Annotated in this window: 11 protein-coding genes; 6 read left to right on the top strand and 5 right to left on the bottom strand. The window is 69.5% G+C overall.

All coding sequences use genetic code 11. The annotated features are described in order from the left end of the window. From VFL64_RS07785 to VFL64_RS07800, 4 genes are all read left to right on the top strand, one after another. Positions 1-781: DUF58 domain-containing protein (locus VFL64_RS07785; protein WP_489539806.1), on the top strand; the 781-nt coding region annotated here is incomplete at its 5' end. Further along, positions 772-2811, top strand: a complete 2040-nt coding sequence (locus VFL64_RS07790) for a transglutaminase TgpA family protein (RefSeq protein WP_489539807.1) — start codon at positions 772-774, stop codon at positions 2809-2811. The genes VFL64_RS07785 and VFL64_RS07790, both read left to right, overlap by 10 nt. A gap of 8 nt (positions 2812-2819) precedes the next feature. After that, the gene (mltB, locus tag VFL64_RS07795) at positions 2820-3902 is read left to right on the top strand and encodes a lytic murein transglycosylase B (RefSeq protein ID WP_489539808.1); all 1083 of its coding nucleotides are present in this window, start codon (positions 2820-2822) and stop codon (positions 3900-3902) included. A gap of 118 nt (positions 3903-4020) precedes the next feature. Then, complete coding sequence (locus tag VFL64_RS07800) at positions 4021-4782, top strand: alpha/beta fold hydrolase (protein ID WP_489539809.1); 762 nt, start codon at positions 4021-4023, stop codon at positions 4780-4782. A 10-nt stretch (positions 4783-4792) separates the two neighbouring features. Here the strand turns inward: VFL64_RS07800 and ppk2 are convergent, their stop codons facing one another. From ppk2 to VFL64_RS07825, 5 genes are all read right to left on the bottom strand, one after another. Next, positions 4793-5719 (bottom strand): polyphosphate kinase 2, encoded by a 927-nt coding sequence (gene ppk2, locus VFL64_RS07805; protein ID WP_489539810.1) that lies wholly within the window; start codon positions 5717-5719, stop codon positions 4793-4795. Between the two features lie 70 nt (positions 5720-5789). Next, positions 5790-5975 (bottom strand): hypothetical protein, encoded by a 186-nt coding sequence (locus VFL64_RS07810; RefSeq protein ID WP_489539811.1) that lies wholly within the window; start codon positions 5973-5975, stop codon positions 5790-5792. Between the two features lie 192 nt (positions 5976-6167). After that, positions 6168-7052, bottom strand: a complete 885-nt coding sequence (locus VFL64_RS07815; RefSeq protein WP_489539812.1) for a transglutaminase family protein — start codon at positions 7050-7052, stop codon at positions 6168-6170. A gap of 142 nt (positions 7053-7194) precedes the next feature. Further along, on the bottom strand, positions 7195-9663 hold the full coding sequence (locus VFL64_RS07820) for a circularly permuted type 2 ATP-grasp protein (protein WP_489539813.1): 2469 nt from the start codon (positions 9661-9663) through the stop codon (positions 7195-7197). Between the two features lie 190 nt (positions 9664-9853). After that, complete coding sequence (locus VFL64_RS07825; protein WP_489539814.1) at positions 9854-11665, bottom strand: DUF5666 domain-containing protein; 1812 nt, start codon at positions 11663-11665, stop codon at positions 9854-9856. A 143-nt stretch (positions 11666-11808) separates the two neighbouring features. On the opposite strand from VFL64_RS07825, the gene VFL64_RS07830 reads away from it, so the two are divergent. Both VFL64_RS07830 and VFL64_RS07835 read left to right on the top strand, forming a co-directional pair. Further along, positions 11809-12633, top strand: a complete 825-nt coding sequence (locus tag VFL64_RS07830) for a DUF6502 family protein (protein ID WP_489539815.1) — start codon at positions 11809-11811, stop codon at positions 12631-12633. Continuing rightward, positions 12630-13034, top strand: a 405-nt coding sequence (locus tag VFL64_RS07835; RefSeq protein ID WP_489539816.1) for a hypothetical protein, incomplete at its 3' end; no start/stop codon positions are given. The genes VFL64_RS07830 and VFL64_RS07835, both read left to right, overlap by 4 nt.

Here is a 13034-nt window from a genome sequence, read left to right on the forward strand (position 1 = left end):
GCTCACCTTCCTGCTGGCGGGCAGCGGCGTGGTGTCGATGCACGTCACGCACAACACCTTGCGCGGCCTCACCATGCACCTGCGTCCACCGGCAGCGGTGTTCGCCGGCTCGCCCGCCCTGCTTGACATCACGCTCACCAGCCCCGGCCGCGCGCGCTTTGGCATCGGCCTGCGCATGGAGGCCACGCCAGCGGCCACGCTGAGCTGGACCGACGTGCCCGAAGGCGGCCAGGCCAGCGCGCAGGTGAGCTTCGTGCCGCAAGCGCGCGGGCGGCACGAGGTGCCGGCCATCAGCGCCGAGACGCGCTTTCCGCTCGGGCTGTTTCGCGCCTGGTCGGTGTGGCGGCCGGCGGCGCAGGTGCTCGTCTACCCCAGGCCCGAGCAGCCACCCGCGCCGCTGCCGCCGGCCCACGCCACACCGGGCGGCCCCACGGCCAAGCGCAGCACCGACGGCGGCGAGATCGAAGGCATCCGTGGCTACCGGCGCGGCGACGCGCTCAAGCTGGTGGTCTGGAAGAAGGCCGCGCGCAGCCTGGAGACCGGCGGCGAGCTCGTGAGCCGCGACACCAGCGCCTCGGTGCACCACCAGCTGTGGCTCGATTGGCAGCAATGCGGCGGTCTCGCACCGGAAGACCGCCTCTCGCGCCTCGCGGCCTGGGTGCTCGTGGCCGACCGCGCCACAGCGGACTACGGCCTGCGCCTGCCGGGAGATGAGATCGCGCCCGGCCACGGCGATGGCCAGCGCAAGCGCTGCCTGGAGGCCTTGGCGCTATGGCGTTGAACATCACCCTGCCTTCGTGGCGCAACCTGCCGCGCGAATCGCGCGACACGCTGTTCCTGCTCGGCGTCATTGCCTGGACGGTGATGCCCCACATTCCCAACATCCCGCTGTGGTGCAGCCTGCTCACGGCCGTCGTGCTGCTGTGGCGCGCGCAGCTCGCGCTGAGCAATGCGCCACTGCCGGGCCGCTGGCTGCTGGTGGCGGTTCTTGCGCTGGCGGCAGGCCTCACGCTGTGGTCGTTCAAGACGCTGCTGGGCAAGGAGCCGGGCATCACACTCGCGGTGGTGCTGATGGGACTCAAGACGCTGGAGCTGCGCGCGCGGCGCGACGCCTTCGTGGTGTTCTTCCTCGGCTTCTTCCTGGTGCTGACGCACTTCCTGTTCTCGCAATCGCTGCTGGTGGCGGCCGCCATGCTGGCCTCGGTGTGGGGCCTGCTCACGGCCCTGGTGCTGGCCCACATGCCGGTCGGCCAGCCCAGCCTGCGGCAGGCCAGCAGCCTGGCGCTGCGCACGGCCTTGCTGGGTGCGCCCATCATGGTGCTGCTGTTCGTGCTGTTCCCGCGCATCGGGCCGCTGTGGGGGGTGCCGCAGGACGGCGTGGGCAAGACCGGCTTGTCGAGCACCATGCGCATGGGCAGCGTGGCCGAGATCGCACAGGACGACACCATCGCCATGCGCGTGCGCTTCCTCGACGCGGCTCCGCCGCCCGGGAGCCTGTACTTCCGCGGCCCGGTGCTGACGCGCTTCGACGGCAAGACCTGGTCGGCCTCGTACTCGGCCTACACCCCGCCGCGCAGCGAGCTGCGCACCCAGGGCCCGGCACTGCGCTACGAGGTCACGCTGGAGGCGCTGCGCCTGCCGCTGCTGCCCCTGCTCGAAGCCACCACCGAAGCCAGCCCGCCGCCCGAACTGCAGGCTTTCCGCCGCGAAGACCTGGCCTGGAGCGTGAACCGCCCGGTGTTCGACCGCCTGCGCTTCAACGCCACGGCGCACACGAGCTTCAACCACGGCCCCGTGAAGCGCGACAGCAGCCTGCGCGAGAACGTGCAGCTGCCCGCCGGCTACAACCCGCGCACGCTGGCCTGGGCCGAGCAGCTGGGCGGCGACCCGCGCTACGCCAGTGCCGATGCACCCACGCTGGCGCGCGCCGTGATGCAACACATCCGCACCGGCGGCTTCACCTACACCCTCGCGCCGGGCGAGTACGGCGAGGCCGATCCGCGCGCCACCATCGACGAGTTCTGGCTCGACCGCAAGGAAGGCTTCTGCGAACACTTCGCCGCCGCCTTCGTGTTCATCATGCGAGCGCTCGACGTTCCGGCCCGCGTCGTCACCGGCTACCAGGGGGCCGACCCACTGCCCGTCGACGGCTACTTCGTCGTGCGCCAGAGCTACGCCCACGCCTGGGCCGAGTACTGGCAGGAAGGCGTGGGATGGGTGCGCGCCGACCCCACGGCCGCCGTGGCGCCAGACCGCATCGTGCGCAGCCGCAACCTCGCGCCCGCACCCGGTGTGGTGGCCGGGGCCATCAACAGCCTCAACCCGCAGTTCCTGGCGCAGATGCGCGACGCCTGGGAGTCGCTCAACAACCGCTGGAACCAGTGGGTGCTCAACTACTCGCGCGGCCAGCAGCTCGACCTGATGAAGCAGCTCGGGTTCCAGTCTCCGAGCTGGAGTGACCTCGCGCTGCTGCTGATCGGCATCCTGAGTGGCCTGGCCTTGCTGGGTGCCGCCTGGGCCTGGTGGGACCGCCATCGCCAGGACCCGTGGCAGCGCCAGGCGCAGGAGCTGCGCAAGGCCTTGCGCCCGCTTGGCCTGGAGGCGCTGGCGCACGAGCCGCCGCGCTCGCTCGCCGCGCAGGTCTCGCAGCGCTTCGGCGCGCGCGGCCAGGCGCTGGTCGGGTTGCTGCAGGTCTTTGACCAGCAGCGCTACGGGCGCTCTGCCCTTCAGCGCCCCTCGGCCGAATGGATGCGCGCATTGCGCAATGAAGCGAGGGCCTTGCGGCGCGAGGCGCAGGTCAGCGCTCGATAATGCGGGCTATGTCCCGCCTCACCCGCTTCACATTCCTGCCCCCCATCCTCTCCGTGGCGCTGCTGGCCTGCGCCGTTGATGCCAAGACAGCCAAGCCAGCCAAGGCCACAAAGGAAGAGGCGCCCGACGTCGTCACCTACGGCCAGCGCGACGACGTCATGCGCTTCGGCGCCGAGCTGGCCGAGCGGCGCGGGCTCGACGCCGCCTGGGTGCAGGCCCGCCTCGCCGAGTCGCGCTACATCCCGAGCGTGGCCAAGTTCATCATGCCGCAGCCTTCGGGCACGGCCAAGAATTGGGCGCTGTACCGCTCGCGCTTCGTCGAGCCGCTGCGCATCAAGAGCGGCCTCGCCTTCTGGCGCGAGAACGAAAAGTGGCTGCAGCGCGCCGAGGAGATGTACGGCGTGCCGCCCGAGATCATCGTCGGCGTGATCGGCGTCGAGACCATCTATGGCCGGCAGATGGGCGGCTTTCGCGTGATCGACGCGCTGGCCACGCTGTCGTTCGACTTCCCCACAGGCCGCAAGGACCGCAGCGCCTTCTTCCGCGACGAGCTGGAGCAGCTCTTCGTGCTGTGCCACAGCGAGAACATCGACCCGCTGTCGCTCAAGGGCAGCTATGCCGGCGCCATGGGCATGGGCCAGTTCATGCCCAGCAGCTGGAACAAGTACGCAGTCGACTTCGACGGCGACGGCAAGATCGACCTGCACGGCAGCCCGGCCGACGTGATCGGCAGCGTGGCGCACTACTTCGCCGAGTTCGGCTGGCAGCGCGGCATGCCCACGCGCTTCGACGTGGCCGTGCCGGTCGACCCGGCCGACCGCGCCACCCTGCTCGAGCCCGACATCGTGCCCAGCTTCACCGCCCAGCAGTTCGCCGAGAAGGGTGCGGGCCTGCCGGCGGCGGGCCGCGAGTTCACCGGCCAGCTGGCGCTGGTCGAGCTGCAGAACGGCGACAACGCCGCGCCCAGCTACGTGGCCGGCACGGCCAACTTCTACGCCATCACGCGATACAACTGGTCGAGCTACTACGCCATGGCGGTGATCGACCTGGGCGAGGCCATCGGCCTGATCCACCGCCGCATCGACCGCTGACCGCTGGCGCCGTCCAGCGGACGCTTCGCGACACCCAGCCGCACGCCGTCGCACGCTGCTTCGCCGCAGCGCGGCGGGCATCCAGACTGCACCCATCGAAGCAGCCTGGGAGCCCGCCATGACCCGCCTCTTCTTCGCCCACGCCAACGGTTTCACCCCCGGTGCCTACGAATGCCTGCTGCGCCCGCTGCGCTCGCGGTTCGAGGTCGAAGCCCCCGCCCTGAAGCCCCTGCGCACCGGCCGGGCCCCCACCGGAGCCTGGCAGGAGATCGCAAGCGACCTGGGTGAGCTGGTCGACGCGCGCCCCGGGCCCACGATCGGGGTTGGCCACTCCCTGGGCGCGGTCGCCTTGCTGATGGCAGCCTCCGAGCGGCCGGAGCGCTTCGAGCGCCTGGTGCTGATCGACCCGCCCGCCCTGCCTGCCTGGGCCGCGCTGCTGCTGCGCCACGCGCCGGCGAGTGTGCGCCGCAAGGGCCCGATGGCGAGCGCGGCACTCCGCCGCGTGACGCACTGGCCCACGCTCGATGCCGCGTTCACGCAGGAGCGCGCGCGCCGCTGGTACGCCCGCCTGAGCGACGAGGTACTGGCCGACGTGCTGCACCACGGCCTGCAAGCAGCCGATGGCGGCTGGCAACTGCGCTTCCGCACGGAGTGGGAGGCCAGTCTGTACGAAACACCCGAAAGCCTGTGGCCGCTGCTGCGCCGGCCGCTGCCGCCGATCACGCTGCTGCGTGGCCAGTCGTCCGCCGTGTTCAAGGCTTCCGATGCAAGCCGCTGGCAGGCGCTGCGCCCGCACGACCGGGTGATCGAAGTCGCCGACTCGGGCCACCTGCTGCCGCTGGAGCAACCGCAGCAGGTGCTGCGGGCCCTGCTCGCGTGACGAGTGCGGCTCAGTAGACGGCCGGGACCATCATCTCCGGCGGCACCGGGTGGCGCAGGTACTCCGGGTTGCGCACACGCTCGGGCAGCACCACCTCTGGGTGCTCGACCTCGTGGTAGTCGAACTGCGAGAGAAGGTGGTGGATGCAGTTGAGCCGCGCCTTCTTCTTGTCCACCGCCTGCACCACCCACCACGGCGCCTCGGGGATGTGCGTGCGGTCGAGCATCACTTCCTTGACCCGGGTGTAGGCTTCCCAACGGCGGCGCGACTCCAGGTCCATGGGGCTGAGCTTCCACTGCTTGAGCGGGTCGTGGATACGGCTCAGGAAGCGCAGGTGCTGCTCTTCGTCGGTGATGGAGAACCAGTACTTCACCAGGTGGATGCCCGAGCGCACCAGCATGCGCTCGAACTCGGGCACCGAGCGGAAGAACTCTTCGTACTCGTCGTCGCTGCAAAAGCCCATCACCCGCTCGACGCCGGCGCGGTTGTACCAGCTGCGGTCGAACAGCACCATCTCGCCAGCCGCCGGCAGGTGCGCCGCATAGCGCTGGAAGTACCACTGCGTGCGCTCGCGGTCATTCGGTGCGGGCAGCGCGACGGTGCGGCACACGCGCGGGTTGAGGCGCTGGGTGATGCGCTTGATCACGCCGCCCTTGCCGGCCGCGTCGCGCCCCTCGAACAGGATCACCACCTTCTGCCGGGTGTGGGCCACCCAGTCCTGCAGCTTGACCAGCTCCCCCTGCAGGCGGAACAGCTCGCGGAAGTAGGCCTGGCGCTCGGCGCGGGTGGGGTTGGCAGGCGAGGCCACGTCGGCTACATCGAACACGTCGTCGCCGACACGGTCTTCGATCTCGAGTTCCAGCTCTTCGTCATAGCCGTCGATGAGCTCGGCCTCGATGCGGTGGCGCACGTCCTGGCGGTCGGAAAGCAGCGTCATGGTCGTTGTGCGGCAGGCGAAAGCCGCCATGCTCGCGCCCGGCCATGACGCCGGCATGACACAGCGGCGCTCAGCCGTTGCGCTTGAGCGGCAAGGTCGTCAGGAAGGAGTTGGGAGGCCAGTCGTCGGCTGGCAGGTCTTCGGTGACTTCCAGGCCGTGCTGCAACTCCCAGCTGGAGTTGATCCAGCCGGTGCCCGTCCATTCGGCCGGGGCCGCATCCGTGCGGCGTGGTTGGGGTTGGTCGGTCGACTTCATGTGAAAACTCATCTTCGCCATCTGTTCGCTCCCTGCTTTGTGGCTGTGCATTCAGTGTGCGCAAGCCAGGTCTGCGAAACCATCCCACCCTTGGGTTGAACAATAGCGAGGGAGCACCCCCCGAAGGAACCCCGCAGGTCGAGGGAGGGACTTTCGAGGGTGTGAACTAGTGGCGCTTTTTCAAGCCGAGATCTAGCTTGGGATGACACTCACGGAGACGTCCATCTCCTGCGAGCCGCCACCGAGGATCACGCCGCGCAGCGGCACCACGTCGGCGAAATCAGCACCCCAGGCAAGCGTGATGTAGCGTCGGTCGGCAAGCTGGTTGTTGGTGGGATCGAACTCCACCCAGCCGCACTCGGGTGAGTAGGCGGCCACCCAGGCATGCGAGGCATCCACGCCCATCAAACGAGGCTGGCCATCGGGCGGATCGGTGAGCAGGTAGCCCGACACGTAGCGCGCCGGCAGGCCGTGGCCGCGCAGGCAGGCGAGCATGAGGTGGGCGAAGTCCTGGCAGACGCCGCGCTTCTGGTGCAGCACCTCGTCGACCGAAGTGCTGACAGTGGTGGCGCCGGGGTCGAACTCGAAGTGCGCGTGGATGCGCTGCATCAGGTCGGTCACGGCCTCCAGCCAGTCGCGCCCGGGCGTGAGCGACTCCAATGCGTAGAGGCGAGCACCTTCCGACAAGGGCACCAGCAGCGTGGGTTCGCACATGCGCGCGGGCACCAGTCCGTCGAGGTCTGGGTGCTCGTGCACCGCCGCGCGCACCTGCTCCCAGGGCATGAAGGGTGTGGCCTCGGCCACCGGGCGGTCGGACACTTCGACGTGGCACTGCATGCGCACACGCAGCATGCGGTGCGCGCCGTGCAGGCCGAAGTGGGTGATGCTGTTGCCGAAGCTGTCGGGCGCATCGTGGCGCTCGTCGGGCGGCGGGTCGATCTGGATCGCACACGACAGCAGCTTCTGCCAGGGCAGCGTGCGCGGGGTCAGGCGCGCGAGCTGCCACGACTGCGACACGGGTGCCGCGTAGACGTAGCGCGTCTCGTGCTCAACGGTGTAGCGGGCGCCGGAGGTCATGGGGTTTGGAAAGGTCGGGCTGCCGGGCTGGGAGCGGGGCTTCGATACCTCAGCCTGAGCGGGCCGTGGCGTGCGAAACCTCTCGAACACACTTCGGCCGTTCGGGCTGAGGTATCGAAGCCCCGCTCACCCGCACGCATGCTCATGCCACCAACGACAGCACGCTGCGCGAATCAGCGTGCGAGAAGAACTTGAGCGTGAGCTCGTCCGACACCGTGTGTGCCACGCGCTGCAACTGCTCCAGCACGTCGGCCAGCGCGTCGCTCTCGGGGTGCAGGTCGGCCGGCTGCAGCGACAGCAGCGCCGTGTGCGCCGGGGCCAGAACGTCGCTCGCAAAGCGCCCATGCGCGCGCTCCAGCTTGTCGACATATTCCACCAGGCCCTTGACCTGGAAGGCCACCGAGCGCGGGTTGGTGTCGTCGCGGACCAGCAGGTCGAGCACCGGCAGCCACTCGGGGGCCACCAGGTAGCGCGAGCGGTAGGTGACGGTGGAGTCGGCCAGCTCCAGCAGCCACTCCAGCCCGCCGGCGCGGCCTTCGTGCGTGGCCACCTGCAGGGCCAGGCACAGGTTGGCCAGGCGCTCGATGCGCCGGCCGATGGAGAGGAAGCGCCAGCCGGTGCCGCGCGTCATGCCGTCGAGCACGTAGCCCGAGAGCGTCATCATCGAGGTCACCGCGCGGTCGAGCCAGCCCAGTGCCAGCGGCAGCGAGCAGCCGCGCTGGAACACCGGGTCGGCGATCAGGCTGTTGAGCGTGCGCCAGTTGTCGGCCGACATGCGGTCTCGCAGGTTGAAGGCCACGCGCGAGAGCTGGCGCAGGCAGGCGCTGAAGCTCTCTTCCGGGTGGGTGGCGGCACGCAGCAGCTCGGTGCCGGGGCTGTCGGTGGAGTCGATCAGGCCCAGCCGGCGCGCCAGCGCGAGCACCGGCACCAGGCCCTCGGAGAGGTCGTCGGCGTTGACATCGGCATGGCCCAACACGGTGGCGATGGCCACGCGCAGCAGCCGCGCCGAGGCGTCGCAACGCTCACCGTAGCGCCCGAACCAGAACAGGTTCTCGGCTGCGCGCGAGGGCACGTTGCCGCGCGAGGTGACGAGATCGTCGGCCGACACGGTGCTCGAGAGCAGCGAGAACGAGGCATTCACCGGCCCGTCGGACAGCACCCAGGTGTCCTTGGAGCCACCGCCGCGCTGCATGGCGATCACGCGCGAATCGCCATCGCCGGCCACACGCGTGAGGCCGCCCGGCATCACGCGGTAGCCGTTGGGCGTGGCCACCGCGAACACGCGCAGGCCCACGGTGCGTGCGCTGAGCTGGTCGCCGTTGCTGCCGGCGCCGCGTTCGAGCACCGGTGCCTGCGAGACGTGCACCCACTCCTGCGCCACGTAGCGCTGCGGCCGCGAGGCCACGCGCGCATGCAGCAGCACGCGCTCGTCGTGCGAGAGGTCGGCACCGAACACCGCAGGCTCGCGCGCCGAACGGTCGAGCGGCTTGATGATGACCTTGTCGAGCCCCTTCCACGCGTCTTCGAACGCGGCCGGTTCACCCAGCCACCAGGTGGCCACCGAGGGCAGGCGCAGCGTCTCGCCCAGCAGCTGCTCGCTCAGCTTGGGCAGGTAGCCCAGCAAGGCGCCCGACTCCAGCACGCCGGAGCCGAGCGCGTTGGCGAGCATCACGGTGCCGCGGCGCGCGCAGTCGGTGAGGCCTGCCACGCCCAGCGCGGAGTTGGAGCGCAGCTCCAGCGGGTCGCAGTAGTCGTCGTCCTGGCGGCGCATGATGGCGTGCACGCGCTTGAGGCCTTCGACGGTCTTCATCCACACGCGGCCGTCGCGCACGGTGAGGTCGCTGCCCTCCACCAGCGCGAAGCCGAGGTAGCGTGCCAGCAGCGCGTGCTCGAAATAGGTCTCGTTGTAGGGGCCGGGCGTGAGCAGCGCGATCAGCGGTGGCCCATCGCCCTTGGGCGCCCAGCGCAGCAGCGATTCGCGCAACTGCGAGAAGAACGAGGCCAGGTGCTGCACGTGCAGGTCGCGGAAGAGCTGCGGGAAGACGCGCGACACCACCAGGCGGTTCTCCAGCGCATAGCCCGCGCCCGAAGGCGCCTGCGTGCGGTCGCTGACCACCCACCAGCGCCCATCGGGCGAGCGCGCCAGGTCGGCCGCGTAGTTGAAGAGGTGCACGCCGTTGGGCGGACGGATGCCTTGCACTTGATGCAGAAAGCCGCTGTGGCCAAAGATCACCGAAGGCGGGATGGCGCCACTCTTGAGCAGCGTCTGCTCGCCGTAGATGTCGGCCAGCACGCGGTTGAGCAGCTCGGCGCGCTGGGCGATGCCGGCTTCGATCTCTTCCCACTCGCGCGGCGACAGCAGCAGCGGCAGCGGGTCGACGGCCCAGGGCCTGTCGGCGCCCTGCGGGTCGGCATAGACGTTGTAGGTGATGCCGTTCTCGCGGATCTCGCGCTCCATCAGCGAGAGGCTGTCGCCGATGCCCGGGCCCTCACGCTCGGCCAGCGAGCGCAGGAAGGCATCCCAATGCGGGCGTGGCTCGCCCGGGGCCGCCAGCAGCTCGTCGTAGCGGTCTTCGAGGGCGGCGTAGCCGGACAACAGCTTTCTCTGCATGAACGGGGGCAAGTGCACGTGTGACCGCCGATTCTCGTGGATTGGGCGCCGGCGCCATTCGGGGACGAACCCCCGGCACATGGTGCAAAAACGATACCTGCGTCACGCAACGCTTTGGTGCACAAAAGGAAAAGCCCCCGGGCGCAAACGCACGGGGGCCAAGGGTCAGAGGGTGCGAAGGATCAGCCGGTCAGCGCGGCCCCTCGAACTCGACCTTCAACGCCGTCAGCACGCCCGCCACCGGCAGCTCGTTGCCGCAGGCTTCGATGACCTTGCCGTTGGCCAGGTCGCTGGCGCTGCCGTCTTCGAACCTCGCCGCGCTGGCGTCGATCGTCATGCCCAGCACCTTGAAGTTGCTGGCCGAGACGTAGTCGTAGACCACGCCTTCGATCTTGAAGGCCTTGCAGCTGTCGTCGCCCGAGCGGTCGGGGAAGGCCACGATCTCGGCGGCCAGCACGCCGGCCGTGACCCGGCCGGTCACCACCACCCAGGTGCCCGCCACCAGGTTGGCCGAGGTGCCGCCCACGAAGTGCGTGTTGGCCGAGGTGGTGACGAGGGTGCCGTTGAGCTTGAACGAGCCATCGGTGCCCACGTCGGACACCAGGCCCGCGGCCTGGGTGCTGCCAATCACCGGGCTCGGCGACACGATGACCAGCTGGGCGACGAACACCCCCGCTGAATCGGTGCTGCCGGTGAGCCACAGCGTGACGCCGTTGACGATGTCGGCCGCCGTGCCATGAACGTAGCGCGCATCGCCGGCCACCTTGACGGCCTTGCCGCCGACCTTGAAGTCGCTGGTCGAGACGAAGTCGCTCACCAGGCCGACGAGCACGCTGTTGCCCACGGCCGTGTCGATGAACTTGACCTCGGTTGCCTTGACCACCGAGCCCGCGCTCTGGCCTTCGATCTCCACCAGCCGCCCGTTGGCGAGCTGGCCGGCATCGCCGCCCTTGAACTCGGCCGCGCTGGCGTCGATGGCGACACCGCGCACCTTGAAGCTCGTGGCCGAGACATAGTCTGTCACCATGCCGATCAGGCGGATCTCGCCGTCTTGCTCGTTGCGGAAGAAGCGAACCTTCTTGGCCAGGATCTTGCCGTTGGCCAGCGTGCCGAAGACGATCACCCGCTTGCCTTCGGACAGGTCAGACGCGCTGCCGTGCTCGAAGCTCGCGTTGCTCGCGTCCACCGCCGTGCCGCTCACCAGGAAGTCAGACACGCTCTTGAACTGCTGCACGCGCCCTTCCACCGCGGCGGGCGTTCCGTCGAGCAGGCGCGGCGCCTTCACGGCCTTGACCACAGTGGCTTGCAGCACGTTGTTCACCGGCGCGGTCTGCGAACGCACCCGCACCACGGCGCCTTCGGTGATCACGCCGCCGTCGAAGCCGATGAGGCGGGCCTGGGCGTAGTTGACCGTCAGGTCACCCAGCGTGAAGGTGGTGGCGGTGACCGCGGTGGCCTTGCCGAACAGCACCATGCGGCCGATGTCCTGTGGCGGCTTCACCTCCACGCGCGTGGCCTGCACCACGCGGTTGGCGAAGTCGACCGAGCCGTGCACCTCGACCCAGTCGCCCACCTTCAGGGCGGCCAGGCCACTCGCCCCTTCATAGACCGTCTTGTCGTCGACCTGCACCGCGATGCCGCGGATCTGGAAGCGGCCGTTGGCGGCGTCGATGGAGGCGACGGGGCCGCGCACCGAGGTGTCGATGTTCACGCTGTGCGCCACGCCCGAGGCGCCGTCGTCCGACACGCTGCCCATGATCTCGGTGCGCATGCCCAGCTTCAGCGCGCCCACGCTGGCCGCGTTGTCGTCGATGGTGATGGTGGCCGAGCGGTCGTCGAAGCGCACGCCGTTGACGATGACGCTGCCAAAGCCGCCGATGGTGCCCTGGTAGGCCGCGTCGCTCGGCGCACTGGAGTCCGAGCCCCCACCGCCGCAGGCCACCAGCAGGGCCACCGCACAAGCCGCCACACCGGCCAGCGCTCGTTTCAAGACAGTGTTCATGACGATCCTTTCAAGGGGTTCAGAGATGCGATATTGGGAATTTATTCCCATCTTTTCCGAGATGCAATAGAATTTTGGGAAATTGACGCCAAATTTCGTAAACAATTGCAGCCACCTCGCTGCACCCCGGTTCGCACCCCTGAATGCCCATCCGCCAAGCCCTGAATGACGCCGTGATGCAGCTGCTGCGACCTTTGGTCCGGGTGCTGCTGCGGCATGGCCTGGCCTACGATGAGTTCGCCGAGCTGGCGCGCCGGGCGTACGTGGACGTGGCCCAGCGCGACTTCGCGCTGCAGGGCCGCAAGCAGACGGCTTCGCGCATCTCGGTGATCACCGGCCTGCACCGCAAGGAGGTGGCGCGCCTGCAGGCCCTGGGCAGCGCGGGCGATGGCGCCGCCGAGCTGGTGCAGACCATGAACCGCGCGGCCAAGGTCGTCGCCGGCTGGCGCCACGAGCACAACGGGCCCGAGGGTGTGCCCGCCCCGCTCGACAGCGAGCAGTTCGCGCTGCTGGTACGCAAACACAGCGGCGACATGCCCGCGCGCGCCGTGCTCGACGAGCTGCGCCACGCCGGCGCCGTGACCATCGGCGAAGATGGCCGCTACACGCTCGACCCGGGCGGCTACGGCCCCAAAGCCGCCGACGAAAGCCGCATCACCCTGCTCGGCCAGCATGCGGCCGACATGCTCGGCTCGATCGAGCACAACCTGAGCCATCCGCCTGAGCAGGCCTACCTGCAACGCCGCGTGTTCGCCGAGAACATCCCGGCCGAGCGGGTCGACGCCGTGCGCACCCAACTGCGCGACAGCGGCCTCCAAACCCTGGCCGATGCCCGCACGCTGCTGATGGCCAACGACGCCGGCGACAGCCCGCCGGCGCCCGGCGCCCGCCGCGTCACGCTGGGCATCTATTACTTCGAGCAGCCGGCCGAAGCCGCGCCGCCCCCTCCCGGAGAGACACCCTCATGAAGCCGCTGACCCACCGCCTTGGCTCGCTGCTGCTCGCCTGCACGGCCACCTTGTTCTTCACCCAGTGCGGCGGCGTCGGCGAAGACGGCTCAGGCATGACGCCTCCCGACACGCACACCACCGGCGTGGTCAACGGCTTCGGCAGTGTCGTCGTCAACGGCATCCACTTCGACGTGCGCTCAGCCGACATCGTGGTGGACGGCGTCGCCCGGCGCACGCAAGCCGACCTGCGCGTGGGCATGGTGGTGGACGTGGTCAGCCGCATCGCGCCCAGCGGCAACGCCGGCACGGCCACCCGCCTGGTCTACGAAAGCCTGCTGCGCGGCAACATCGAGGCCCTGCCCGGCGCGGGCGTCGTGAGCGTGTTGGGGCAGCGCATCGTCATTGAAGAGGGCACCCCG

The sequence above is a fragment of the Rhizobacter sp. genome (genome assembly GCF_035702065.1).
Classification (GTDB): Bacteria; Pseudomonadota; Gammaproteobacteria; order Burkholderiales; family Burkholderiaceae_C; genus Rhizobacter.